Source organism: Actibacterium atlanticum (genome assembly GCF_000671395.1).
Taxonomy (GTDB): domain Bacteria; phylum Pseudomonadota; class Alphaproteobacteria; order Rhodobacterales; family Rhodobacteraceae; genus Actibacterium_D; species Actibacterium_D atlanticum.
The window spans coordinates 707230-729973 of the sequence record NZ_AQQY01000001.1 but is presented as its reverse complement, the minus strand read 5'-3'; the positions used below and the strand labels follow the sequence as shown (position 1 = coordinate 729973).

21 protein-coding genes are annotated in these 22744 nt (G+C 58.1%); 9 read left to right on the top strand and 12 right to left on the bottom strand.

The features are described from left to right. Nucleotides 1-4: 4 nt before the first annotated feature. From rsmA to lptF, 6 genes are read right to left on the bottom strand one after another with little or no spacing between them, the layout of a single operon-like run. A complete protein-coding gene (rsmA, locus tag ATO10_RS03625) occupies nucleotides 5-847 on the bottom strand; it encodes a 16S rRNA (adenine(1518)-N(6)/adenine(1519)-N(6))-dimethyltransferase RsmA (protein ID WP_035248054.1) in 843 nt (280 codons plus the stop codon). After that, the gene (gene pdxA / locus ATO10_RS03620; protein WP_035248052.1) at nucleotides 844-1818 is read right to left on the bottom strand and encodes a 4-hydroxythreonine-4-phosphate dehydrogenase PdxA; all 975 of its coding nucleotides are present in this window, start codon (nucleotides 1816-1818) and stop codon (nucleotides 844-846) included. The genes rsmA and pdxA overlap by 4 nt, the downstream gene beginning before the upstream one ends. Next, the gene (locus ATO10_RS03615; RefSeq protein ID WP_035248050.1) at nucleotides 1815-3020 is read right to left on the bottom strand and encodes a peptidylprolyl isomerase; all 1206 of its coding nucleotides are present in this window, start codon (nucleotides 3018-3020) and stop codon (nucleotides 1815-1817) included. The genes pdxA and ATO10_RS03615 overlap by 4 nt, the downstream gene beginning before the upstream one ends. Before the next feature lie 33 nt (nucleotides 3021-3053). After that, entirely contained in the window at nucleotides 3054-5177 is a 2124-nt protein-coding gene (locus ATO10_RS03610; RefSeq protein ID WP_051597915.1) for an LPS-assembly protein LptD, read from the bottom strand. Nucleotides 5178-5179: 2 nt separating this feature from the next. After that, nucleotides 5180-6283 (bottom strand): LPS export ABC transporter permease LptG, encoded by a 1104-nt coding sequence (gene lptG / locus ATO10_RS03605; protein ID WP_035248371.1) that lies wholly within the window; start codon nucleotides 6281-6283, stop codon nucleotides 5180-5182. Then, nucleotides 6280-7410 carry an LPS export ABC transporter permease LptF gene (lptF, locus tag ATO10_RS03600; RefSeq protein ID WP_035248048.1) on the bottom strand — a complete coding sequence of 377 codons (1131 nt, stop codon included), beginning with the start codon at nucleotides 7408-7410 and terminating at the stop codon, nucleotides 6280-6282. The genes lptG and lptF overlap by 4 nt, the downstream gene beginning before the upstream one ends. A gap of 126 nt (nucleotides 7411-7536) precedes the next feature. On the opposite strand from lptF, the gene ATO10_RS03595 reads away from it, so the two are divergent. Together ATO10_RS03595 and ATO10_RS03590 are read left to right on the top strand one after the other, a co-directional pair. Continuing rightward, complete coding sequence (locus ATO10_RS03595; protein ID WP_035248368.1) at nucleotides 7537-9009, top strand: leucyl aminopeptidase; 1473 nt, start codon at nucleotides 7537-7539, stop codon at nucleotides 9007-9009. Continuing rightward, nucleotides 9006-9461: a DNA polymerase III subunit chi gene (locus ATO10_RS03590; protein ID WP_035248046.1), complete on the top strand. Its 456-nt coding sequence runs from the start codon at nucleotides 9006-9008 to the stop codon at nucleotides 9459-9461. Before ATO10_RS03595 ends, ATO10_RS03590 begins: the two co-directional genes overlap by 4 nt. On the opposite strand, the gene ATO10_RS03585 is transcribed toward ATO10_RS03590, so the two are convergent. Next, nucleotides 9458-10039: a retropepsin-like aspartic protease family protein gene (locus ATO10_RS03585; RefSeq protein WP_035248044.1), complete on the bottom strand. Its 582-nt coding sequence runs from the start codon at nucleotides 10037-10039 to the stop codon at nucleotides 9458-9460. The two genes, ATO10_RS03590 and ATO10_RS03585, sit on opposite strands and share 4 nt — an antisense overlap. Nucleotides 10040-10124: 85 nt before the next feature. After that, the gene (locus ATO10_RS03580; protein ID WP_035248366.1) at nucleotides 10125-11972 is read right to left on the bottom strand and encodes an ABC-F family ATP-binding cassette domain-containing protein; all 1848 of its coding nucleotides are present in this window, start codon (nucleotides 11970-11972) and stop codon (nucleotides 10125-10127) included. Nucleotides 11973-12097: 125 nt separating this feature from the next. Between ATO10_RS03580 and ndk the strand changes: the two genes are divergently transcribed. Further along, complete coding sequence (gene ndk / locus ATO10_RS03575) at nucleotides 12098-12520, top strand: nucleoside-diphosphate kinase (protein ID WP_035248042.1); 423 nt, start codon at nucleotides 12098-12100, stop codon at nucleotides 12518-12520. A gap of 54 nt (nucleotides 12521-12574) precedes the next feature. On the opposite strand, the gene ATO10_RS03570 is transcribed toward ndk, so the two are convergent. Beyond that, the gene (locus ATO10_RS03570) at nucleotides 12575-12904 is read right to left on the bottom strand and encodes a TfoX/Sxy family protein (RefSeq protein WP_035248039.1); all 330 of its coding nucleotides are present in this window, start codon (nucleotides 12902-12904) and stop codon (nucleotides 12575-12577) included. Between the two features lie 724 nt (nucleotides 12905-13628). Here ATO10_RS03570 and ATO10_RS16710 point away from each other — a divergent pair. The 3 genes from ATO10_RS16710 to arsJ are packed head-to-tail and all read left to right on the top strand — an operon-like array spanning nucleotide 13629 to nucleotide 16428. Continuing rightward, nucleotides 13629-14135, top strand: a complete 507-nt coding sequence (locus ATO10_RS16710) for an arsenate reductase ArsC (RefSeq protein ID WP_337588299.1) — start codon at nucleotides 13629-13631, stop codon at nucleotides 14133-14135. Between the two features lie 28 nt (nucleotides 14136-14163). Next, the gene (locus ATO10_RS03560; protein ID WP_035248034.1) at nucleotides 14164-15171 is read left to right on the top strand and encodes an ArsJ-associated glyceraldehyde-3-phosphate dehydrogenase; all 1008 of its coding nucleotides are present in this window, start codon (nucleotides 14164-14166) and stop codon (nucleotides 15169-15171) included. Between the two features lie 12 nt (nucleotides 15172-15183). Next, nucleotides 15184-16428 carry an organoarsenical effux MFS transporter ArsJ gene (arsJ, locus tag ATO10_RS03555; RefSeq protein WP_035248033.1) on the top strand — a complete coding sequence of 415 codons (1245 nt, stop codon included), beginning with the start codon at nucleotides 15184-15186 and terminating at the stop codon, nucleotides 16426-16428. Here arsJ and ATO10_RS03550 read toward each other — a convergent pair whose 3' ends face one another. The 3 genes from ATO10_RS03550 to ATO10_RS03540 form a co-directional block, all read right to left on the bottom strand. Continuing rightward, nucleotides 16429-17400: an MBL fold metallo-hydrolase gene (locus ATO10_RS03550; RefSeq protein WP_035248029.1), complete on the bottom strand. Its 972-nt coding sequence runs from the start codon at nucleotides 17398-17400 to the stop codon at nucleotides 16429-16431. It abuts the gene before it with no gap. Nucleotides 17401-17485: 85 nt separating this feature from the next. Continuing rightward, nucleotides 17486-17689, bottom strand: coding sequence for a YgaP family membrane protein (locus ATO10_RS03545; protein ID WP_035248026.1), 204 nt, complete (start codon nucleotides 17687-17689; stop codon nucleotides 17486-17488). Nucleotides 17690-17765: 76 nt separating this feature from the next. Continuing rightward, the gene (locus ATO10_RS03540; protein WP_035248024.1) at nucleotides 17766-18848 is read right to left on the bottom strand and encodes an Mrp/NBP35 family ATP-binding protein; all 1083 of its coding nucleotides are present in this window, start codon (nucleotides 18846-18848) and stop codon (nucleotides 17766-17768) included. Between the two features lie 157 nt (nucleotides 18849-19005). Here ATO10_RS03540 and ATO10_RS03535 point away from each other — a divergent pair, with 157 nt between their 5' ends. From ATO10_RS03535 to ATO10_RS03525, 3 genes are all read left to right on the top strand, one after another. Continuing rightward, nucleotides 19006-19971: a TDT family transporter gene (locus ATO10_RS03535; RefSeq protein WP_035248022.1), complete on the top strand. Its 966-nt coding sequence runs from the start codon at nucleotides 19006-19008 to the stop codon at nucleotides 19969-19971. Nucleotides 19972-20040: 69 nt separating this feature from the next. After that, complete coding sequence (guaB, locus tag ATO10_RS03530) at nucleotides 20041-21495, top strand: IMP dehydrogenase (RefSeq protein ID WP_035248020.1); 1455 nt, start codon at nucleotides 20041-20043, stop codon at nucleotides 21493-21495. Nucleotides 21496-21546: 51 nt separating this feature from the next. After that, nucleotides 21547-22707, top strand: coding sequence for an RsmB/NOP family class I SAM-dependent RNA methyltransferase (locus ATO10_RS03525; RefSeq protein ID WP_035248017.1), 1161 nt, complete (start codon nucleotides 21547-21549; stop codon nucleotides 22705-22707). Nucleotides 22708-22744: the final 37 nt, after the last annotated feature.

The window sequence follows — 22744 nt, the reverse complement described above, 5'->3', positions numbered from 1 at the left end:
GCGATCACCCCCTGGCGACTTCGCGCGCCAGGGCGCAAAACTGCTCCAGTGAAACCTGTTCAGCGCGTTCCGTCGGTTTGATCCCGGCGGCAATCAGCCTGTCTTCGATATTGGGGGCGACGCCTTTCAAGCTGGCGCGCAGCATCTTACGGCGTTGATTGAACGCAGACGCGACGACCCGGCTTAAGACCGCGCCATCAGCAGGGTAAAGTGGCGTATCACGCCGCGTTAGATGTACCACCGCCGAGTGGATTTTCGGCGCAGGGGTAAAGGCTTCGGGCGGCAGGGTCATGGCGATACGCGCGTCAGCGCGCCATTGCGCCAGAATTGCCAGTCGCCCATAGGCCTTGGAGCCGGGCTTGGCCACGATCCGTTCTGCCACTTCTTTTTGAAACATCAAAGTCAGGCTCTGCCAGAAGGGCGGCCATTCTTTTGGCGTTAGCCAGCGCACCAGCAACTCGGTGCCCACGTTATAGGGCAGGTTCGCCACCACGCGGATCGGCGCGCTTAACCGGTCGCTGGGGTCCAATTCCAAGGCGTCGGCGTTGATGACGTCCAGTTTACCTGGATAGGCGGCCTCGATTTCGGCCAGGGCCGGCAGGCAGCGCGCGTCTTTTTCAACCGCCAACACGCGGCGCGCGCCTTCGGCCAGCAAGCCACGGGTCAAACCGCCGGGGCCGGGACCAATCTCAAGAACATCACATTCCGTCAAATCCCCAGCCTGACGCGCGATCTTGGCGGTCAGGTTCAGATCCAAAAGAAAGTTTTGCCCCAAGGATTTCTTGGCACGCAACTCGTGGGTGTTGATCACGTCGCGCAGGGGCGGAAGGGAGTCGATCGTGCTCATGTCGTGCGGGCCTTTGCCATTGTGTCGGCCATGTTTAGCGCCGCAATCAGGCTGGTTGGATCTGCACGACCGCTGCCTGCGATGTCAAACGCGGTGCCATGATCCGGCGACGTACGGATGAAGGGCAAACCAAGAGTCACGTTTACGCCTCCGGAAAAGTCGATGGTCTTGATCGGGATCAGCGCCTGATCGTGATACATGCAAATCGCCGCATCGTATCCGGCGCGCGCCTGTGCATGGAACATCGTATCAGCAGATCGCGGGCCCGAAATATGCAGCCCATCGCGGTTGAGCCGCTCAACTACCGGGGTGATCAGCGTGATTTCTTCGGTTCCCATTTTGCCGCCTTCCCCTGCATGAGGGTTCAGCCCCGCCACCGCAAGGCGCGGGGTTTCGACGCCAAAGTCGCGGATTAATGCATCATGGGTGATGCGCAGGGTTTGCTCCAGAAGCTCCTCGGTCAAGGCACCCGCCACGTCTTTCACGGCCATGTGGATGGTCACGGGCACGACGCGCAGTTCATCGCAGGCCAGCATCATGACCACGTTTTTCACACCGGCCAAAGAGGCCAGAAACTCTGTATGACCCGGATAGGCAAATCCCGCCCCATCCTGAAGAACCTGTTTGTGAATGGGGTTGGTGCAGACAGCGCTGGCGCGCCCTTCCTGCACCAGTTCGACCGCGCGGGTGATGGCGGTCATCACTGCAGGCGCATTGCGTAAATCGGGTTGCCCGGGTTGCGCCGGAACCGGGAAGGGATGGCGCAGAACCGGCAGCGCCGTGGCTGAAACATGAACCGCGTCCATCGGATCATGGATTTCCTCATGCGCGGTGCCGTCGGGCAGATGCGCCGGATCGCCGATCCAGAAAAAGGGCAGGCGGGCACCAAGGGTCTGATGCGCCTTGATCGAAAGTTCAGGGCCAACACCGGCCGGGTCGCCACAGGTCAGCGCGATAGGCGGGCGAGTCATGGCTGGCGGATGATCGCATCAGCTTTGAGCTCTTCCATCAGCCCGTCAGCATAGGATACCAGACGTTGGTTGGTCAGACGCAAACGGATGGCATCGCGGTCAATGTCTTCGCCCAGTGTTGGCGTGCGACCACAAAGCATCAGAACAGAAAGGTTGCCGTTGCCCGGCAGAAGGATGGCCTCGTCATTGTCCATCTTCGCCAGTTCCAGCGCGACATCGGCGGGGAGTTCAGCCACGGCGACGGCCTCGCGGATCAGGTTCTGTTCTGGTTCCCCTTTTGCGACACCATAAAGATCATCGCAGGTGTCGATCTGCGACAAGACCTTTTGGGCCCGCTGGGTTTCGTCGGCAGGCATCAGATAGCGGGCATATTCCACGGCCAGAGTTTCTGGTTCCGTTGGATCGTTCTCTTCAAGTGCACGCAGCTGGAACAAGGCGATTGCATTGGGAATAGGGATCGGGTCGGTCACAGCACCCGGCGCCAATGACAATACCTGACCGCTGATTTGCGGTGGCAGGTTTGCCAGATCAATCCAAGGTGTGCGGCCCCCGGCGCCCGCAGTACGCGAGGCAGAATACTTGCGCGCCGCAGCCGAGAATTCAGCCGTGCTGTCGATGCTTTGGCTTAGTTGCTGTGCCAGTTCTTCGGCTTGGGCTTTGAACTCGGGTGTATCGGCGCGCAGAATGATCTCGGCCAGCAAAACACGCGCATTCCCCTGTTGGGTCGACAAGGTGATGGCGCGGTCGATTTCCGCTTCGGTGACATTCAATCGTCCGGCAAACCGGGCGCGAACAACTGCGCGCCAAGCGATCGACGGCGCCACGAAATCACGAAAGGTTTCACCGGCAATGCCGACTTTGTTAAGCTCACCGATAAACTTTTCGGTTGTCAGGTTGGCCCGCCCCGCAAATTCAGCCATGCCCGCGGCAATTTCTTCCTGAGAGGGTTCAATCCCCAGCTGCGCAGCAGCGTGGTCGCGCAGGCGGTCCTCGATCAGGGCGTTCAACGCCTCTTCCTCTAGGTTGCCGGGGGCGTTCAAAAGTCTCAGAAACTGGACGCGCTGATCCACTTCCCAGTTGGTGATGGCTTTGTCATTGATAATCAGGCGCGGCGCAAAGGGACCACCCTCTTGTGCCACGGCACCGATCCCGGCCATGGCAAGTCCAGCGGTGAGTATCAATATGCGGGTCAGTCGGGTCATTCTGGCCGTCCGTATGCTCGTTTTTTATGTCTCTTAGCGGATACAGCTGCGGCGATAGCTTGACGAAGCCACGCGGTTGCCGAACCCGTTCAGCGAGATTGTCAGACCGAAGTCCGTGGATGGGTTTACACTAGTCGAGGATGTAAAGCGACGCGAGAGTGAAAGATCAACCGTCACGCATTCGTTTTGGTATTCCAGTCCAACACCGGCCTCCGCAGCACGCCCGCTGACAAAGTCGTATCGCCAGTCGGCTTTACCCGTCCAGTTGTCATCCAACCGATAGGCCATGTCGAAATCCCATTCCGAGGTGTCGTTGGGGCGGTTATCCGTCACATCAGCCTGTTGCCAAATGTAAGACGAAGATAAATCAAGCCGGTCGCGCACCCAATCCATACGAAGCTCGTTGCGGGTAAAGGTAAACTGATCATCAAAGATGGCGCGGTTGGTGAACTTGAGATTGTCAGCCGTCGCAATCTGTGTTGCCAGCAGCCAGTCCGAGGATCCGCCAGACAGGCCCGAGCCATTTGAAAACTGACCCAGGTCCTTGTCGCGCACGATCCGGCCCACGGTAACCCCTGTAGACCAGCCTTGCGGCGCATAATGCGTCCAGCTTAGACCCAGATTGGCGCGCAGCCCTTCCTCGTACACGTCAGATCCGGCGAAACGGGACAGGGAAAACAGGTTGCCTTCATCAAAGGAAACGCTGGTGCTGTCTTCGTTAGGCACGGTAGCATTGTCCATGTCACTCCAGACCAGTTGAACGACGGGTTCAAGAACCTGATATCCGCCTCCTTGCGTGCCACGTGCCCATGGCCAGCGCAGTTCGGTCGCAACAAAGGGGGTCAGCCGCGTGATGGGGCTGGCGGTGCCGCTGTCATCCGAAATGGAATAGTAATCCAGCGCCAGTTCACTTTGTGCTGCCAGCTGCAAACCATTTCCAAACAGCCAGTCACGGCGCCAGCCTGCATTCAGTGACAGGCGAGCCTGATCCCGCCCGGTGATGTCGATATCCGAGGTCCGTTCAAAGGCAAACAGTTCTGCCCCAAGCGTCGCGACCCCTCCGATACCGGGCATATCGTATTGGTGTTCCCAGCTGGCGGCTGTGACCAGGCTGGGAATGTCGGCGTTACTTTCCGAGCTACGCAGCGTGTAGTAATGGGTCACGCTGGCATTGATTTGCGAGTTGCGCTTTGTGCGGCTGATCTCGACAAAACTGTCCAGACGATCCGCATCTGAATAGTCGTATTCAAGCAGATAGGCCGGGTCTGACACGGCTTCGATATTGAAGCGCAGTTTAAAGTCGCGCGGCAGATCGAACTGCCCTTCGCCAAACAGATATTGCCGGGTTTCGCCGGGCAGCACGTCATCACGTGACAAGGCGCCGTTGAATTCTACATCGCCGTGGCGGAAGGCTTTGCGCAAACGCAATTCCAGAGTGCGGGTAAAGTCATGGGCCAGATAGGGCGTCAGGGTCAGATCGGCATGACGGCCCAACGTCAGGAAATAGGGCAGTTTCAGACCAACCCCGACCTGATCGTTGATCCGTACCTCTGGTGTCAGAAACCCGTTCGCGCGTTTCAGTGTTGGATCAGGAAGGCGTAGACGCGGCAAATAAAACACCGGAACGCCAGCAATCTCAAACCGGGGGTGATCAAAGAACAGTTGTTGTTCCAGCGTGTCATGAACCACGCGGCTGGCGCGAATTTGCCACAGCGGCACGGGGTTTCCACGACAGATGGTACAAGACGAGGCCACGGTTTTGTCGAGCACCGTATAGCGCCCATCTACACGCAGGATTTCAGCCGCGGCCAGCTGAAGTTGCTGATCCAGCACCAGCCGCGCCGAACGCAGCAGGCCCTCGGATAGATCGGCGTTAATCTGCGCGGTTTCAGCGGTGATGACACTACCGCTCTGGGTAACGATCCGCATCGGGCCTGTGATGTTCAGCTGATCGGCGGTTCGATCATAGACCACCCGCTCGGCCAGCATGCGATAACCATCAAATAGAATCTCGACCTTACCTTCAGCAACAAGAGTGCCATCGGCTTCGATGGCTACGCGATCAGCAATCAACGAAGCGACACCCTGTGCCGAGGCTGCCCCTGCCATCGTGATCAGCCCCATCCACAAGGCCAGTATGCGCATCATCGCCCGCATGCTTATCCGTCCTCCAGATGCAGCAATAGCCCGGTCGCCAACATGATGCCAATTATTGGCGGGCTCCACGCGGCCATGGCAGCGGGAATCTGCCCGCTTTCGCCCAGAACCTGCGCGAAGTTGCGCAAAAAGAACAGGCCCAAACCCAAGCCAAGCGCGCCCATGACCATCACGCCTGTACGGCCAAACCGGGTGTGGCGCATGGTGAATGCAGCAGCAATCATCAGCATGGCGACATAGATCAGGGGGAGGGCCAGTTCCATTTGCAGCCAGACTTGGTGCTTTTGGGTTGAAAAGCCGGCGCGCTGCAGATTGTCGATGAATTCAGGCAAATCCCAAACAGGGATTTCCGAAGGCGCGCCGAAACTGTCGCGGATACGCTGACGCGTAAGGTCCGACGGCAGTTCCAGGCTTTGCGACGACACCGCATTGGCTTCGGGATTGATACCTGCATCCGAAAGATCCCAGACCTTAACGTCGCGCAGGTTCCAGGCTCCGTTTTCAAGCCGTGCACTGGCAGCATGAATGCGCTGAATCGGGCCGCTTCCCGATGCAAAGGTCATAAACGTGGCATCAAACAGTTGCGTGCCATCGCTGTTGGCCCGGCTGGCGCGGATCACCATCTGCCCCTCGGGGGAGCCTTGGCGCAACCACAGGCCTTCACCTTGCGCCAGCGACAAGACTGAACTGGCCTGACCACGGTACTTACCTGCTTTCAGGTCGTATTGTTTCGACGTCCCGGCAACAAAAGGGTTGAACACCACGACGGTGAGTACCCCGACGGCAAAGGCGGCAACCACAGGCGCAATCAGGCTGCGGATGGCAGAGCGCCCCGAAGCCCGCGTCACCACCAACTCTGATGTGCGCGCAAGATTCAGGAACAGTGCCAAGCCTGTCAGCAGGACCACCAGTGGCAGGATAGAATAGAAAGACCCCGGCATGTTCAGCGCCGCCAGACCCAGTGTCTGGGTGAACGAAACAGAGACATCTGCGAACTCTCGGGTTTGTTCGAGCAGATCAATCAGAAGCATCATGGCGCAAAAGCTGGCCCCGACTGCAAAAAACATGCGCAAAAACCTACGAATGAAATAGATATGCAGCCTCATGCGCGCCCCCGAGAAGGTTGGCGTTTCTGCAAAATCGTAGGTTTATCGCTGATCCAAAGTGTCATTACCGCAAGAACCGAACTTACAATCCCGGGCAGGTAAAGTCCGAACCAATATCCGGCCTTTTGCAAGGCCTGTTCAGCCATGACGTTATAGACAATCTTCAGCAGGATCACCAAGGCAACAGCCACTAAAATCTGTCGCCAAAACCCGAAGCGGCTATAGGCGCCCAGCATCAGGGTTGCAAAGCCAATCAGGCATCCCGCTAGGCCCAACAACGCCTGTGCTATTCTATCATGCCCTTCCATCTGGAACTCGGCTCGAGTGCTGCCAACCAACTCCACCAACTCTGGTGGGGCGGTGATCAGTTCGATCGTGGTCAGCTCGAAAGTATTGGGCTTGCGTGCCTTTGGTGCACTGAGAAGGCCTCCGATATCAAACACGGATTCCGAAAAATGCGTCACGGACAGACGATTATCACCCTGACTTTGCGACTGGGCCATACCATCAAACATCAGCAGTTTGGGGCCAGAGCTGCTGGCAACCAAAAGGGCCCGAGAAGCCGAGTAGGCCGTACGGCGTTCAGCGTTTCGATCATCCGACAGAAAAATATCGTGCAGCTCGCCCTCGGGTGTGATGTCCCCGATAAAGAAGGTCACGCCATCGGCTGGATGCAGGAAACTGCCTTTGGTCAGCAATTTCGAGGTGACGTTACTGGCAATCTCGACCTTTCGTTCAACCAGTTGCTTGCTTGCCAATGGCACCAGAAAATTGGTTAGAATCAAAATCAGAACGGTCACAAAGATGCCAAGTGTCGCAACCGGTCGCGCCAGTCGCAAAGACGAGAATCCCATCGTCTGCGCCACCACCAGTTCGCTTTCGCTCATCAAACGGTTCACGCAGTACAGCGTCGCTGCAAAAGCGGCGATCGGCAGCACCAGACGGATCACATTGGGCAAGGTCAGCGCTGTGAACTGAAGGAAAACAAGGGCGGATTGCCCGTCACCTATCAATTGGTCAAACAGACGTACCGCCTGATTCAGCCAGTAAACTGAAACCAGAACAAGCGCGAAAAACCCGAACAGCACAAGTAGCTGTGACAGGAAATAGCGATCGAATTTCGGCACGCAGTCCCCCCAAGGACTAGACTTAACGGCGCGACCCTAGACCAAATGCGGCGCAGGGAAAACTGCTATCTGGTCAAGGGCGCGGGCAGGGGCTAGGTTTCGCCTAAACCAATGTTGGAGAACGCCATGACAACCCCGCCCGAAATCAATTTCACTGAAACCGATCTGGACGCCATTGCCGAGGCGGAAGGGCGCGTTGCGGTGTTCATCGGCGCGGAAGGCAAAATGGATGCCGGTGCGCGCCGCGTGAACAAACTGACCCGCGGCGCTTTGGCCCGTTTCGTGGAAAGCGAATCCTTTGAAAAGTTGAAAACGGCGCAGGTTGCGTCCCTGTCTTTTCCCACAGGTATGGCCGCCAAAGCCGTCGACGTGGTTAAACTGGAGCGTCGTTGCAGCCTTGAAGAGGCGCGCAAGGCGGGCGCAGCCTTGTCTAAGCGGCGTGGCGGCGACGACTGCCTGTTGCTAACCGGTCCGCATGGCAAAACCGCCGAAATCGCCTATGGGTTCGCACTGCGTGCTTACAGCTTTAACGAACACAAAAGCGGCGATAAGCCGTCCGTGGGCAAGGCCGTGATCATGTGCTCGAAACCCGAAGAGGCCGCGGCAGACGCCAAAGATCAGGCCGCATTGGCCGAAGGTGTATTCTTTACCCGCGATCTAACGAATGAGCCCGCCAATGTCCTGACCACCGATGATTTCGCCGCCCGTCTGGCCGCGATGCAGGAAATCGGGCTGGACGTCGAAATTCTTGAAGAAGACGAGTTGGAAAAGCTGGGCATGCGGCTTTTGTTGTGTGTGGGGCAAGGCTCGGTCAGCCCGTCCAAGGTTGTGGTGATGCGCTGGAACGGCGGCAACCCCGAAGACGCGCCTTTTGCGCTGGTCGGTAAAGGGGTCGTATTTGACACTGGCGGGATCAGCCTGAAACCAGCTGGCGGCATGGAAGACATGACCATGGATATGGGCGGTGCTGGTGTCGTGTCGGGTGTGATGCGGGCTTTGGCGCTGCGCAAGGCCAAGGCGAATGTTGTTGGGCTTGTCGGTCTGGTGGAAAACATGCCGTCAGGCAACGCAACCCGTCCTGGCGATGTGGTGAAATCCATGAAGGGCGATACTGTCGAGGTTATCAACACCGATGCCGAAGGCCGTTTGGTTCTGGCCGACGTGCTTTGGTACACACAGGAACGCTTTAAGCCTGCCGCGATGATTAACCTGGCCACGCTGACAGGCGCGATCATCATCGGGTTGGGGCATGAACATGCCGGGGTGTTTTCCAACAATGATGACTTCGCAAACCAGTTCATCAAAGCTGCCAGAGCCGAGGGCGAAGGCGCTTGGCACATGCCCATGGGCGCGGCCTATGACAAGCTGATCGACAGCCACATCGCGGACATGAAGAACACAGGCGGACGGCCCGCAGGTTCGGTCACGGCGGCCCAATTCCTGGGTCGGTATGTCGAAGATGATGTGCCGTGGATTCATCTGGATATCGCAGGCGTCGCCAGCGTGAAGTCGGAAACCGCCTTTGCGCCCAAAGGGGCGACAGGCTGGGGCGTGCGGGCGTTGGACCGTTTGGTGCGCGACAAGTTTGAGGCCGAATGAGCGTCCTCTTTTACCACCTGACCCGTCAGCCGCTTGAGTCGACCTTGCCCATGCTTTTGGGCAAGTCGCTTGAGCGCGGCTGGCGCGTAGCCGTGCGCGGCACCAAGGCCGGGCGCATGCGCTGGCTGGATGAACGTCTGTGGTTGATGGGCGAAGAAAGCTTTCTGCCGCACGGTTTGGCGGGCGGCGGGTTCGATGGCGATCAACCCGTTTTACTGACCACCCAATCCGACATGCCCAATGCGCCTGATTGCCTGATGCTGGTCGATGGCGCCGATTTCGCCCCCCAAGATGCGCAGGGTTTGGAACGGGTCTGTATCCTGTTTGATGGCAATGACCCGGATGCCGTAACCCTTGCCCGTAGACAATGGAAAGCCACCACAGAGGCGCAGCTGAAAGCGCAGTATTGGTCGGAAGAAAGCGGTCGCTGGCAGATGAAAGCCGAAACCTAGCGTGTCAGGATCATCGTGTCGCGTGTGAACTCAACCCGTTCAAAACGCTGCAAATACCCCATGCCCATAAGGGATTGATCCATTTCGCCGCCGTTAACCCAGGCGCGCACGCCAGTATCCGATATCCCACCGACAGAGATTTCGTCCAACCGCACTGAGGCCGTTTTGACAACGCCATTCGCTGTGCGCGCTTCACCAAAAAAGTTCAGATCTTCGGGCGGCAAGCCCACGCGCGCGGCATCATCTTGCGTCAATACGATCTGCCCGGCGCCGGTATCCACGACAAACTGCACCGGTTTTCCGTTTACCTCGGCGGTCAGATAGAAGTGCCCATCGGGCGCGCGGGGCAGTTCTATGCGGCCATCATCTGCAAACACAGACTGGCGCGGAACAGCCGTGTGGCGAATGTCTCCCCAAAGGCCAACGCCCGCGATCACACCCAGAAAAATCAGGCCCCAGACCGCAGCCTGTTGCAACATCTGACCTGCACGGTGGCGATTGGCGACGATGAAATATCCGCCCACAGCCACCAACAACATCAAAAGATAGATCATACGACCGATCTGATCGCCATCCATTCAGGGCCTCTTGGGTTTATTGCGCACAGCTATAATGTAGGAAACTTGCCCCAAGATACGAGGGGCACAAGGCCGCAGGGGGCGTTTACCCTTCGGCGGCCTCCAGCTTTTCGACGGCGGTCAGCCATAGTGCCTCGGCCCGATCCAGCCCCTCCATCACTTCGGCGTATTTCTTGTTCCAGGTTTCCAGCTCGGAAACGCGGCCATCTTCGTACAGGGCCGGATCGGCCAATTTAACCGCCAGCTTGTCACGCATGCCTTCGATCTTGGCGACCCGGTCTTCGCATTTGCGCAGCTCACTGCGCAGCGCCTGAACCTGATCGCGCGAAGCCTTTTTGGGCTTGGCTTTAGGTTTATCGGCCAATGCGGGTTTATCGCTGGACAAAAGCAGTTTGCGGTATGCTTCCAGATCTTCTTCGTAGGGTTCAACCGTGCCATTCGCGACAAGCCACAACCGATCCGCCGCCATCGACAGCAGATGCATGTCGTGGCTGACCAAAATGACCGCACCAGAGTAGGCGGTCAGAGCCTCAACCAAAGCCTCACGCGATTCAATATCCAGGTGGTTGGTCGGTTCGTCGAGGATCAGCAGATGGGGCGCATCCAGCGTGGCCAGCAGCAACGAAAGCCGCGCCTTTTGCCCCCCCGACAGACAGCCAACCTCGGTTTCGGCCTGATCAGCGCCAAGGCCGAACCCGGCCAGACGCGCGCGCAAGCGGGCAGGGGTCTCAGTGGGGCGTTCGCGCCGGATATGCTGCAGGGGCGTTTCGTCGATGTAGAGCTCATCCACCTGATGCTGCGCAAAATAGCCGATCCGCAACTTGGATGATGTGCGCATTGCCCCCGACATCGGGTCAAGCCGACCCGACAGCAGCTTGGACAGGGTCGATTTACCCTGACCGTTCTTGCCCAGCAGGGCGATCCGGTCATCCTGATCAATCCGCAGGTTCAGTCGTTTCAAAACCGCGTGGTCTCCATACCCGACCGAGGCACCCTCAAGCGCGATGATGGGCGGCGAGAGTTCCTCGGGGCTTGGAAAGCTAAAGACAACCCGCGCGGCATCTTCAGGCGCGGTGATGGGCTCCATTTTCTCAAGCATCTTCACGCGGCTTTGCGCTTGTTTGGCTTTGGTGGCCTTGGCTTTGAACCTGTCCACGAAACTTTGCAAATGGGCACGACGGTCGGCCTGCTTTCTGGCGGCGGCAGCTTGCACAGCGCGCTGTTCGGCCCGCTGGCGGGCGAACTGGTCATAGGGGCCGTTCCACAAAGTCAGTTGCCGGTTGTCCAGATGCAGGATGGCGCCAACGGCACGGTTTAGAAGCCCACGATCGTGGCTGATGATCAGGACAGTGTGCGGGTATTTCGCCAGATAGCTTTCCAGCCAAAGTGCGCCTTCAAGATCCAGATAGTTGGTCGGTTCATCCAACAACAGAAGATCGGGTTGGGCAAACAACACCGCCGCCAACGCCACGCGCATACGCCAGCCGCCGGAAAATGCAGAACAGGGTTGGCGCTGTTGGTCTGAGTCAAAGCCAAGCCCCTTCAGGATCGCACTGGCGCGACCCTCTGCAGACCACGCATCGATATCGGCCAACCGGGTCTGAACCTCGGCTATTCTATCCGGGTCGGTCGCGGTCTCGGCCTCGGCCAACAGGGCTGCGCGCTCTGTATCAGCGGCAAGCACCGTATCCAGCAACGACACATCGCTTGAAGGCACCTCTTGCGAGACACCACCAATGCGGGCGCGGGACGGCAGGCTGATGTCGCCGCCTTCCAGCGTCAACTCGCCCCGGATCAAGCGAAACAGCGTGGTCTTGCCTGCGCCATTGCGCCCAACAAGGCCAACCTTGTGGCCAGTGGGAATGGTGGCTGAAGCGCCCTCAAAAAGGGGGCGGCCTTCGACCGAATACGCGATGTCTTGAATCCTCAGCATGCGCCGGGTGTGCCGCATGCCGCCCGCGCCGTCAATCGCCGCTTTTCAAATCACAGGCTGCATGCTATCGGGGCGCCGATATGTTGCCGCAAACGCGGCCCCACCGAGTAAGCAGGATAAGACACATGGCCATTCAGCGCACTTTCTCGATCATCAAGCCCGACGCCACCAAGCGCAACCTGACCGGCGCCATCGCCGCCAAGCTGGAGGCCGCTGGCCTGCGCATCATCGCTCAGAAACGCATTCACCTGACCAAAGCTCAGGCTGGCGTGTTCTACGAAGTGCACAAAGAGCGCCCCTTCTATGACGAACTCTGCGAGTTCATGGCCTCCGAGCCGATCGTTGTGCAGGTTCTGGAAGGCGAAGATGCCATTGCGAAAAACCGCGAAGTCATGGGCGCCACCAACCCGGCCGAAGCTGCTGATGGCACCATCCGTAAGGAATACGCCCTGTCGATCGGTGAAAACTCGGTCCACGGTTCGGACGCCGAAGAAACCGCGGCTGTTGAAATCGCCTATTTCTTCTCGGGTCTGGAACTGGTTGGTTAAGCCACCTGTCGTATAACGATTTCAAGGGCTGCCTTTTGGCGGCCCTTTTTCGTTTCAGGGTCTTTCTACAACGCCAATTTGATCGAGGATCTTTTCGATCCCGGCCAAGGGGGCAGGGGCCGTACGCGCCTTGATCGCATCAAACCGCTTGCGCAGCGCGTCCTTCTCTTTGCCCTTGCAGTCGTTCCACGGACGGCCCTGAAGGCCCATTTCGATCACGTAGTAAGCAATAAAATGCGGGCGCGCGCCGTTTGCCAACAGTTTGGCATAAGCCGCGTCGGTGCCAATTTCGCGCAGTTGCTCGGCAGTCTTGATACCCACGCGCGCGAAGGCTTGCTCCATCGCGGGCCCAAGATTTCGGATTGAAGAAATTGGTTCAGTCACAAGATCATCCTCATGACTGCAAATTAGCCCGCTTGGGCAGGTTGGTCAAAGCTCAGATCGAGGCGAAATCCTTGAAAGTGAAACCATTCTTAGGGGCTGGTTTCTCTTTCGTTTTCGCATTGCGATCCGGTTTTGACGCGGGTTTTTGAGCCGTTTCCGACTCCGGCTTCATGTGTTCTGGCATGTATCTGCTCCTTGCTCAGAACTGGTTAACTAATGAACTCATGACCTCCAGCGCCTCTGACGGGCGCTTGTTATAACAGTGATCCACAATTTCGCGGCGCAAAGGGGGCGCAAATATGGCAAGAATGTGGCCTTCATTTAAAACCATGCCTTTTTAAGATGAATCTTTCGTTGAACTGTTACATAGTTCAGATATTCATGAATTATGGAATTAACCACCGCATCAGAAAGTCTTACGACCCTGGGCCACGAAGGCCGGTTGACCGTGTTTCGTCTATTGGCGCGACGGGCCCCGGATGGCGTACGCCCGATGGAAATGGTGCAAGCGCTTGGGATGAAGCCAAACACGCTGTCCGTGTATCTGTCGGCGCTTGAAAGGGCCGGGTTGGTGACCTCGCAGCGGCAAGGAAAGTCTGTGTATTATCGCGCCCAGATGAACCGAATGGGCGCGTTGGTGGATTTCCTGGTGGCAGATTGCTGTCGGGGACGGCCGGACCTTTGTGCAACGCAGACGGCCAAGGCAATGTCTAGAGGACCTCTTATGTCAGAGACCTTTAATGTTTTGTTCATCTGCTCAGGTAATTCGGCCCGGTCAATCTTTGCCGAAGCGCTGTTGCGCGATATGGGGCAGGGCAAATTCAACGTCTTTTCTGCGGGGACAAAGCCCCAATCAGAACTGAATCCTTTCGCCGTGGAACTGCTTGAACGCAGTGGCCATGATGTGACGGGTTTGCGCTCTAAACACATGTCCGAGTTTCAGGCCAAAGACGCCCCGGTGATGGATTTCGTCTTTACCGTCTGTGACACAGCTGCCAACGAAGAATGTCCGCCTTGGCATGGCCAGCCCCTGACCGGTCATTGGGGGCTGCCCGACCCGGTTAAGGCCGCCGGAGAGGACGCCGAGAGATCGCTCGCCTTTGCCGAAACCTATGGCCAAATGCGCCGCCGGGTCATGGCTTTTGCCGCGCTGCCCTTTGATCAACTGGATCACCTGTCGCTACAAAAACGGGTCGATGAGATCGGCCAGATAGATAATGAGACGGCTTAAGGCCGCTTGCTAAGTTAAGGAATAATAGATGAAAGTTGCAATCAACGGCCTTGGCCGGATGGGCAAACTGGCACTACGAAACATGATCGATCAGGGCTTTGATGCCGAGATTGTCTTGGTGAACGACATAGGTGGCGACATCGCCCAGCATGCGCTTTTGCTGGAGTTCGATACGGTGCATGGCCGCTGGTTGGCGGATATCAGCCATGACGATGACCACATCACCGTCGACGGCCAGAAAATGCGTTTCACGCAAGAGCGCAACATCGCTGATCTTCCTCTGGTCGAACTGGGTGTCGATCTGGTGATTGATTGCACCGGTGTGTTTAAATCCAACGCCAAGCTGGCGCCGTATTTTGACGCTGGGATCAAGAAGGTTGTGGTGTCTGCCCCGGTCAAAGAAGACGACGTGGCCAACATCGTATACGGTGTAAACAACGACGTTTATAATGCTGATAAACATAAGGTAATCACCGCTGCAAGCTGCACCACGAACTGCATCGCGCCGGTGGTCAAAGTGATCCGCGAGCACCTGGGTATTGCCCAGGCCAGCTTCACCACCATCCACGATGTGACCAACACCCAAACCATCGTCGACCGGGCACACAAAGACCCGCGCCGCGCGCGTTCGGCGCTTAATTCGTTGATCCCTACCACGACCGGCTCGGCCAAGGCGATCATTCAGATTTTCCCGGACATGGCAGGCAAGATCGACGGCCACGCCGTGCGGGTGCCATTGTTGAACGCCTCGCTGACCGACATTGTGTTCGATGTTGAAAAAGACACCACCGCCGAAGAGGTCAACGCGCTGTTTGAAGCGGCCTCGAAGGGTGAACTTGAGGGCATTCTGGGCTATGAGCCCCGCCCTCTGGTGTCGTGCGACTATACCAATGATGACCGCTCCACGATCGTGGATGCCATGTCGACCCGTGTCATCAACGGGAAACATGTGAAGGTGTATGCATGGTACGACAACGAATGGGGCTATGCCTGCCGTCTGGCAGATGTCGCCCGCATGGTCGCGGCCTCGCTGTAAGGAACCAATCCCATGGATCAGGCAAAACCGCAGGGGATGGCGGCCTACATCGCTGTGACGGCGGCCTATTGGGCGTTCATGCTGTCGGATGGGGCGTTGCGGATGTTGGTGCTGTTGCACTTTCATACGCTGGGCTTTTCGCCAGTACAGCTGGCCTATCTGTTTTTGCTCTATGAGTTCATGGGGATGGTTACCAACCTGTCGGCAGGCTGGATCGCGGCGCGGTTTGGCCTGACCTCGACGCTCTATGCCGGGTTGGCGTTACAGATCGTGGCGTTGGCGGTGTTGGCGCAGTTGAACCCCGCGTGGGGTTTGTGGGCCTCGGTCGCCTTTGTCATGGGCGTGCAGGGGCTTTCGGGTGTCGCCAAGGACTTGGCGAAGATGTCGTCGAAATCAGCGGTGAAACTGTTGGCGCCCGAAGGGGACGGCGCCTTGTTCCGCTGGGTAGCGGTGCTGACGGGATCGAAGAACGCGGTCAAAGGGGTTGGCTTTTTGCTGGGCGCGGTGCTGTTGGGTGTGTTGGGCTTTGTGGCGTCCATCTGGGCCATGGCTGCCGTTCTGGCGGTGATCCTGATCGCGGTGGCGGCCTTCATGCCCACGGGTCTGCCGCGCGGCAAGAAATCCGCGAAGTTCAAAGAGGTGTTCTCGAAAGATCGCAACATCAACCTGCTGTCGGCCGCGCGGATGTTCCTGTTTGGCGCGCGCGACGTGTGGTTCGTGGTGGGTATCCCGGTGTATTTCTATGCGGTGCTGTCGGATGGCACACACGAGGGCAACCGGGCGGCTTTCTTTCAGATCGGCACCTTTATGGCGTTCTGGATTATCGCCTATGGCGCGGTACAGGCATGGGCGCCGAAGCTGTTGAAAGCCAAAGATAAACCACTCGCAGAGATGAACACACTGGCCGCGACTTGGGTCGGCCTGCTGGCACTGATCCCGGCGGCATTGGCGCTGGCGGCCTTGGTGGGCGGAACGCCGCAAGCCTGGCTGACCCTGACATTGATCGCCGGGTTGATGGTGTTTGGCTTTGTCTTTGCGGTGAACTCGTCCCTGCATTCCTATCTGATCCTGGCCTTCACGCAAAAAGACCGGGTCACGATGGATGTGGGGTTTTATTACATGTCCAACGCGGCGGGGCGGCTTTTGGGCACGCTTTTGTCGGGGCTGAGCTATCAGTTGGGCGGGGTGCCGGCGTGCCTGGGCACGGCGGCGGTGATGGCGGCGCTGAGTTTCCTGTTCGTGCGCCGCCTGTCGTGATCAGCCCCAGTTCCAGATCGCGGGCACAAAGCGATAGCCATCACCATCGCGCATGATGTGGCCCACGCCGGGGAAGGGGAAGTGATAGCCCAATACGGCGATGCCGTCAGTTGCGGCCATATCCAGCAGCTTTTTACGGGTTTCACCGGCCATGGCGCCGTCCATATCGAAGCCGCCATGCCATTCAGGGCGTTCGACACTGACATAGGCATGCGTCATCGCATCCCCCAGCGCGATCAGTTGTTGCCCGTCGCTTTCAACCACGATGCTCATGTGATTGAGCGTATGGCCCGGGGTTGAGATCATCCGAACCCCCGGCGCCACCTCAAACCCATCAGATCCACGGTTCCATTCCAGCCCTTCGGTGGTCAGCGAATTCACAGCGCCAACGATAAACTGCTGATCCTCGGGCGCGGCGGCGGCGGCCAGCCCATCCTGCATCCACCAATCGTACTCTGCGCCACCGATGAAGTATTCGGCATCGGGGAAGAGCGGCTCGTCAAAGTCGTCGCGGATGCCCCAGATATGATCGGGGTGGGCGTGGGTGATAACCACATGGGTGATGGAGGACGGGTCGATCCCGGCAGCGTCCAAATTTTCCATCAAACGGCCTGCGGTTTCCATAAACCGCTGGCCAGAACCGACATCAACCAGAACCACGTTGTCATCTATTTCGATCACGACATGATTGGTGTGAGAGTAGTTCTGCGTAAGCGACAGTTGATGTGATTCCAAAAACGCGGCGATTTCGGCTTCTGACGCGCTGGAAGACACCCCCATTGCAGGCAGGCCCAGATGACCATCCGAAACGACAGTCAGCTTGGCGGTGCCGATGTTAAAGCGAAAGTGCGACGGGTTGCTGCGCCCTGTGGGGGCCGAGACCTGCGCCAACAAAGGCGCAGGCAGGGCAAATGCGGGGGCCGCGGCGGCCAGTTTAAGCAACGCGCGCCGGTTAAAGGTCAATCGGCTCATGTGGTCCTCCCATTAATACATTCGCAAGTGTATCTTTGATTGGCGGGCAATCAACCCATCGTTTGCGAAAGGGAAGGGGACCAGTTTACTGAAAGGCGCAGCCGGATTTAATGCCCAGCTTTTTGAAGATCATCGCCGCCGGGCAAAAGCCGGTAAAGGCGGCTTGCAGCATGTTCACGCCGATAAACACCGTGAACCAAGCCCACATTGGTGAAACATACACGGTCAGCAATACCGAGATCAGCGTCATGACGCCAGCGAAAGCCATTACAGCGCGGTCGAGAGACATATCGTGCTCCTTACTTTAAGCAGGTGTTTTTACCTACTTAAGCGAGGCGCATATAATATTCAATATACCGAATGCGTTATGCGACACCTTGTGCAATCAACCCTTTGGCAAGGTCGTGAAACGGTTTGGCCTGCGGGGCTTCAGGGTCTGACAGGGCCAATGGCGTTCCGCTGTCGGCGGCTTCACGCAAGGGCAGGGCAAGCGGCAGCTCGGCCAGAACCGGTACACCCAGCTTTTCGGCATCGGCGCGTACGCCGCCATGGCCAAATATATGTTCTTCGTGACCACAGGCAGAGCACACATGCGTAGACATGTTTTCGATCATACCGAGGATTGGAACGTTTAACTTTTCGAACATATTAACGCCCTTACGCGCATCCAAAAGGGCGATATCTTGTGGTGTTGATACAATTATCGCGCCTGTGAGGGGAACTTTCTGAGCCAGTGTCATCTGCACATCCCCGGTGCCCGGGGGCAGATCAACGATCAGCACATCCAGTTCACCCCATTGGACGTTTAGAAGCATTTGTTGCAAAGCCCCCATCAACATAGGACCGCGCCAGGCCAGCGCCTGATCTTCGTCGACCATCACCCCCATCGACATCATGGTGATGCCATGCCCCTTGAGCGGCAGGATGGTCTTGCCGTCAGGCGAGGCGGGTTTGCCTGAAACACCCAGCATCCGGGGTTGCGAGGGCCCGTATACATCCGCGTCCAACAACCCAACCTTGCGGCCCTGCACCGACAAGGCGGCTGCTAGATTGGCGGCAACCGTAGATTTGCCAACCCCTCCCTTGCCCGAGGCCACAGCGATGATCTGAGCCACGCCGGGCAGGGGCTGAGGCCCGGGCCGGGCGCCGGCCTTGGGTTTCAGGCTAAGCTCTGGCGGCTTCTTCGGGCTGTCTTTGGGGGCGCTGTGGGCGGTCATGACGACCGAGACTTTGCCAACCCCGCTGACCTGTTCCAACGCCGATTTAGCCGCCTCTTGCACGGGTGCCATCTGGGCTGGCGCGGCGTCGCCGATATCCAGAACAAAGGACACATCCCCCGCCTGAACATTCAGGGCCTGCACCATGCCTGCACTTACAATGTCGCCCCCGGTTGCGGGGTTTTGAACCTTGGAAAGTGTGGCCAGTACTGTGTCTTTTGTCAGGGGCATGAGGTGTTTTCCTTGCGCGTTTAAGCTCCTGTCTCACATAATTCAGACGGGGCAAAGTGCAATTAGGCGTCATTGCACACGGATACGTGACATATTCGCGCGGTGACATGTTATCTCGCAGATGGCAGATCATAGCCAAATCACAGCGGAGCCCCCAATGCAGACCTCTCGTACCAAGTTCGGAGAACAGACCCCGCCCGCCATCTTTCCCAACATGATGGGTCTGTTTGGGCTGGGGTTGGCCTGGCGACAGGCTGAACGGGCGTTTGCCTTGCCACAGGCGTTTTCTCAGGTGGTACTTGGGGCGGTGACACTGTTGTTTTTGTTCGGCTTTGTGGCGTACCTGCGCAAAGTCAGTCGGCGCCCCGGTGTTTTGGTGGATGATCTGCGCGTTCTTCCCGGGCGCGCCGGTATCGCGGCGATGACGCTGTCTTTGTATCTGTTAGCGGCAAGTCTGGTTCCGGTGAACGCTGAAATCGCGAAACTTGTTTTGCTGATGGGGCTGTTGATCCACCTCATCGTTGTTGTGCTGGTCCTGCGCGTTCTGTTTACCGGCCCGGCAGAACAGCGGCAGGTGACGCCGGTCTGGCATTTGGTCTTTGTCGGTTTCATCATTGCCCCGCTCAGCGCCATTCCATTGGGCTATCAGACCGCTTCAACAAACATCCTTTTCACCACGGGTGCCGTTGCGGTGGCCATCTGGGGGATCAGCCTGTGGCAATTGATTAGTCGGATACCCCCAGCGCCATTGCGCCCCTTGTTAGCCATCCACCTTGCCCCGGCTTGCCTGCTGGGCACGGTCGCTGCGATGTCGGCCCAGATGACCGTTGCCTATGTGGCAGTGGCAATGGCGGTGCTGATCCTGCTGGCCCTGTTGACAGGTGCACGATTCCTGACGCAGGCCGGGTTCAGCCCGCTGTGGGGGGCCTTTACCTTTCCGATCGCGGCCTTTGCCAATCTGATGTTCGCCATGGATTCCGCTGCAGGCGGCACGACCTTTGCGCTGATAGGAATCCTTGCGCTGGTCGCTGCATCGGCCATCATTCCGGTGATCGCGGTCAAAGTGTTTCAGGCCTGGGCCAAAGGACAACTGGCAGTGAAAACCAACGCCGCGCGTGCATAAGGGCTTTCCTTTCTGCCCGGTCCATGAAATAGGGAGGCGTCAAACGAAAACTCCCAAGGAGCTGATGCCATGGAGATTCGCGAGGCGCTTACCTTCGACGATGTTTTGCTGGTTCCGGCCGCAAGTTCCGTTCTGCCGTCCACGGCAGACACCACCACCCGTGTGACCCGTTCGATCAAGCTGAACATTCCTCTGCTTTCGTCGGCGATGGACACCGTGACTGAAGCCCGCATGGCGATTGCCATGGCGCAGGCCGGTGGCATGGGCGTGATCCACAAGAACCTGTCGGTCGATGAACAGGCCCGCGAAGTACGCCGGGTCAAACGCTTTGAATCGGGCATCGTTTACAACCCGGTGACGCTTAAGGTGAACCAGACGTTGGCCGACGCCAAAGAGCTGGTCGCGCGTTACAACTTCACCGGTTTCCCAATCGTCGACGAAGACAATCACGTGGTTGGTATTCTGACCAACCGCGATATGCGCTTTGCCACCAGCGATGACACGCCCGTCTCGGTGATGATGACCTCAAACGATCTGGCGATGCTGCAAGAGCCCGCCGACCTCGAAGAAGCCAAATCGCTGATGAAGGCGCGCCGCATTGAAAAGCTTCTGGTGACAGATGCGCAAGGCAAACTGACGGGTTTGTTGACGCTGAAAGACACCGAACAAGCTGTGCTGAACCCGACCGCCTGTAAGGATGATCTGGGACGGCTGCGCGTTGCGGCGGCGACATCGGTTGGGGATTCGGGCTTTGAACGCTCGGAAGCGCTGATTGACGCGGGCGTCGACGTCGTGGTGGTCGACACGGCACACGGGCACTCTCAAGGCGTGCTGGATGCGGTGACACGGGTCAAGAAACTATCGAACCAGGTACAGGTCATTGCAGGCAATGTCGCCACGACCGAGGCGACACAAGCGCTGATCGACGCGGGCGCAGATGCGGTTAAGGTCGGGATCGGCCCCGGCTCGATCTGTACCACCCGGATGGTCGCAGGTGTGGGCGTACCCCAGCTGACAGCGATTTCAGATTGCGCCAAAGCGGGCAACGCGGCAGATGTGCCGGTGATTGCCGATGGCGGCATCAAGTTCTCGGGCGATTTCGCCAAGGCCATCGCGGCGGGCGCGTCCTGCGCCATGGTTGGCTCGATGATCGCAGGCACGGATGAAAGCCCGGGCGAGGTGATCCTGTATCAGGGCCGTTCGTTCAAATCCTATCGCGGTATGGGTTCGCTTGGCGCCATGGCGCGCGGCTCGGCTGATCGCTATTTCCAAAAGGATGCCGCCAGCGACAAGCTGGTGCCCGAAGGGATTGAGGGGCAGGTGGCCTATAAAGGGTCGGCGGGTGCGGTTGTGCATCAGCTGGTCGGAGGCCTGCGCGCCGCCATGGGCTATACCGGCTGTGCCACGGTCGATGAGATGCGCCAGAACTGTCAGTTCGTGCGCATCACCGGCGCGGGTCTGAAGGAAAGCCACGTGCATGATGTTCAGATCACCCGCGAAAGCCCCAACTATCGTGTTGGTTGATAATTCAATGGGTTATGCTGCACCTCTCATAGGTTCTCTGAAAGGTGTGGCATGACTCCCGCCGCGCGGATCGCCGCGGCGATTGAAATTCTGGATAGCTTTTTGGGCGAGGCGCCAGCAGAAAAGATACTGACCACCTGGGGGCGTAATAATCGCTTCGCAGGGTCCAAGGATCGCGCAGCAATCCGCGATCATGTCTATGACGCGCTGCGCAATCTACGCTCCTATGCGGCTCTGGGCGGCGCACAGAATGGTCGCGCCATCATGATCGGAGCGCTAAGGGCACAGGGGCAAGATCCGGCCAGTATGTTCACGGGCGAAGGCCACGCGCCCGCGCCGTTGAACAGCCAAGAGGCCGAATTCAAAGCGCAGGAACTTCCGACAGACATTGCTCTGGATTGCCCGGAATGGCTGATCAAGCCTTTGCAAGACAGTCTGAACGAAAATTTTGAGCCGGTGTTAAAGGCGCTTAAGCAACGTGCACCTGTCTTCTTGCGGGTGAACCTGCGCAAAACGACTATTCAAGATGCGCAAGATGCTTTGCAACAAGAAGGTATCGACACCGCGCCTAACGCCCTGTCACCCACCGCGCTTGAGGTGTTGACCAATCCGCGCCGGGTGCAAAACAGTCAAGCGTTCAAAGATGGCCTGGTTGAACTGCAAGACGCCGCCTCCCAAGCTGTTACGGATATGGTGCCACTTAGCGCCACAGATAAAGTGCTGGACCTATGTGCCGGGGGCGGGGGAAAGACGCTGGCCATGGCGGGGCGTGTTCGGGCGAATTTCTTTGCCTATGATATTGCGCCTCAGCGCCTACGCGATTTGCCTGTGCGTGCGGCCCGCGCGGGCGTGGACGTGACAGTTTTGTCCGACCCGGAACAGGAAGCACCGTATGATGTTGTCCTGACCGATGTGCCCTGTTCCGGATCGGGTGCATGGCGGCGCAACCCCGAAGGAAAGTGGCGGCTTACACAGGCGCAGCTTGAAGATCTATGCGATACGCAAGCCAAGATTTTGGACCGCGCTGCGACGCTTGTCGTGCCGGGCGGGTATTTGGCCTATGCGACGTGCTCGCTGCTGACATGCGAGAATCAAGATCAGATTGAGGCCTTCCAGAAACGAAATCCCGGTTGGGAGCACTTGATGTCTCGCAGCCTGACGCCGTTGGACGGCGGAGACGGATTCCACCTAACCGTGTTAAAACGCGTTTAAAATACTTTACACGCAACCACAGGTTGCTACGCTGTTC

Bases quoted from the DNA above. Each gene is read 5' to 3' on its own strand.
- rsmA (WP_035248054.1), bottom strand. From the start codon at position 847: ATGAGCACGATCGACTCCCTTCCGCCCCTGCGCGACGTGATCAACACC.
- ATO10_RS03610 (WP_051597915.1), bottom strand. From the start codon at position 5,177: ATGCGGGCGATGATGCGCATACTGGCCTTGTGGATGGGGCTGATCACG.
- ATO10_RS16710 (WP_337588299.1), top strand. From the start codon at position 13,629: ATGTCAGAGACCTTTAATGTTTTGTTCATCTGCTCAGGTAATTCGGCC.
- ATO10_RS03580 (WP_035248366.1), bottom strand. From the start codon at position 11,972: ATGCTGAGGATTCAAGACATCGCGTATTCGGTCGAAGGCCGCCCCCTT.
- ATO10_RS03545 (WP_035248026.1), bottom strand. From the start codon at position 17,689: ATGTCTCTCGACCGCGCTGTAATGGCTTTCGCTGGCGTCATGACGCTG.
- arsJ (WP_035248033.1), top strand. From the start codon at position 15,184: ATGGATCAGGCAAAACCGCAGGGGATGGCGGCCTACATCGCTGTGACG.
- pdxA (WP_035248052.1), bottom strand. From the start codon at position 1,818: ATGACTCGCCCGCCTATCGCGCTGACCTGTGGCGACCCGGCCGGTGTT.
- ATO10_RS03535 (WP_035248022.1), top strand. From the start codon at position 19,006: ATGCAGACCTCTCGTACCAAGTTCGGAGAACAGACCCCGCCCGCCATC.
- ATO10_RS03560 (WP_035248034.1), top strand. From the start codon at position 14,164: ATGAAAGTTGCAATCAACGGCCTTGGCCGGATGGGCAAACTGGCACTA.
- guaB (WP_035248020.1), top strand. From the start codon at position 20,041: ATGGAGATTCGCGAGGCGCTTACCTTCGACGATGTTTTGCTGGTTCCG.
- ATO10_RS03550 (WP_035248029.1), bottom strand. From the start codon at position 17,400: ATGAGCCGATTGACCTTTAACCGGCGCGCGTTGCTTAAACTGGCCGCC.
- ATO10_RS03585 (WP_035248044.1), bottom strand. From the start codon at position 10,039: ATGGATGGCGATCAGATCGGTCGTATGATCTATCTTTTGATGTTGTTG.
- ndk (WP_035248042.1), top strand. From the start codon at position 12,098: ATGGCCATTCAGCGCACTTTCTCGATCATCAAGCCCGACGCCACCAAG.
- ATO10_RS03615 (WP_035248050.1), bottom strand. From the start codon at position 3,020: ATGACCCGACTGACCCGCATATTGATACTCACCGCTGGACTTGCCATG.
- ATO10_RS03525 (WP_035248017.1), top strand. From the start codon at position 21,547: ATGACTCCCGCCGCGCGGATCGCCGCGGCGATTGAAATTCTGGATAGC.
- lptG (WP_035248371.1), bottom strand. From the start codon at position 6,283: ATGAGGCTGCATATCTATTTCATTCGTAGGTTTTTGCGCATGTTTTTT.
- ATO10_RS03590 (WP_035248046.1), top strand. From the start codon at position 9,006: ATGAGCGTCCTCTTTTACCACCTGACCCGTCAGCCGCTTGAGTCGACC.
- ATO10_RS03540 (WP_035248024.1), bottom strand. From the start codon at position 18,848: ATGCCCCTGACAAAAGACACAGTACTGGCCACACTTTCCAAGGTTCAA.
- ATO10_RS03595 (WP_035248368.1), top strand. From the start codon at position 7,537: ATGACAACCCCGCCCGAAATCAATTTCACTGAAACCGATCTGGACGCC.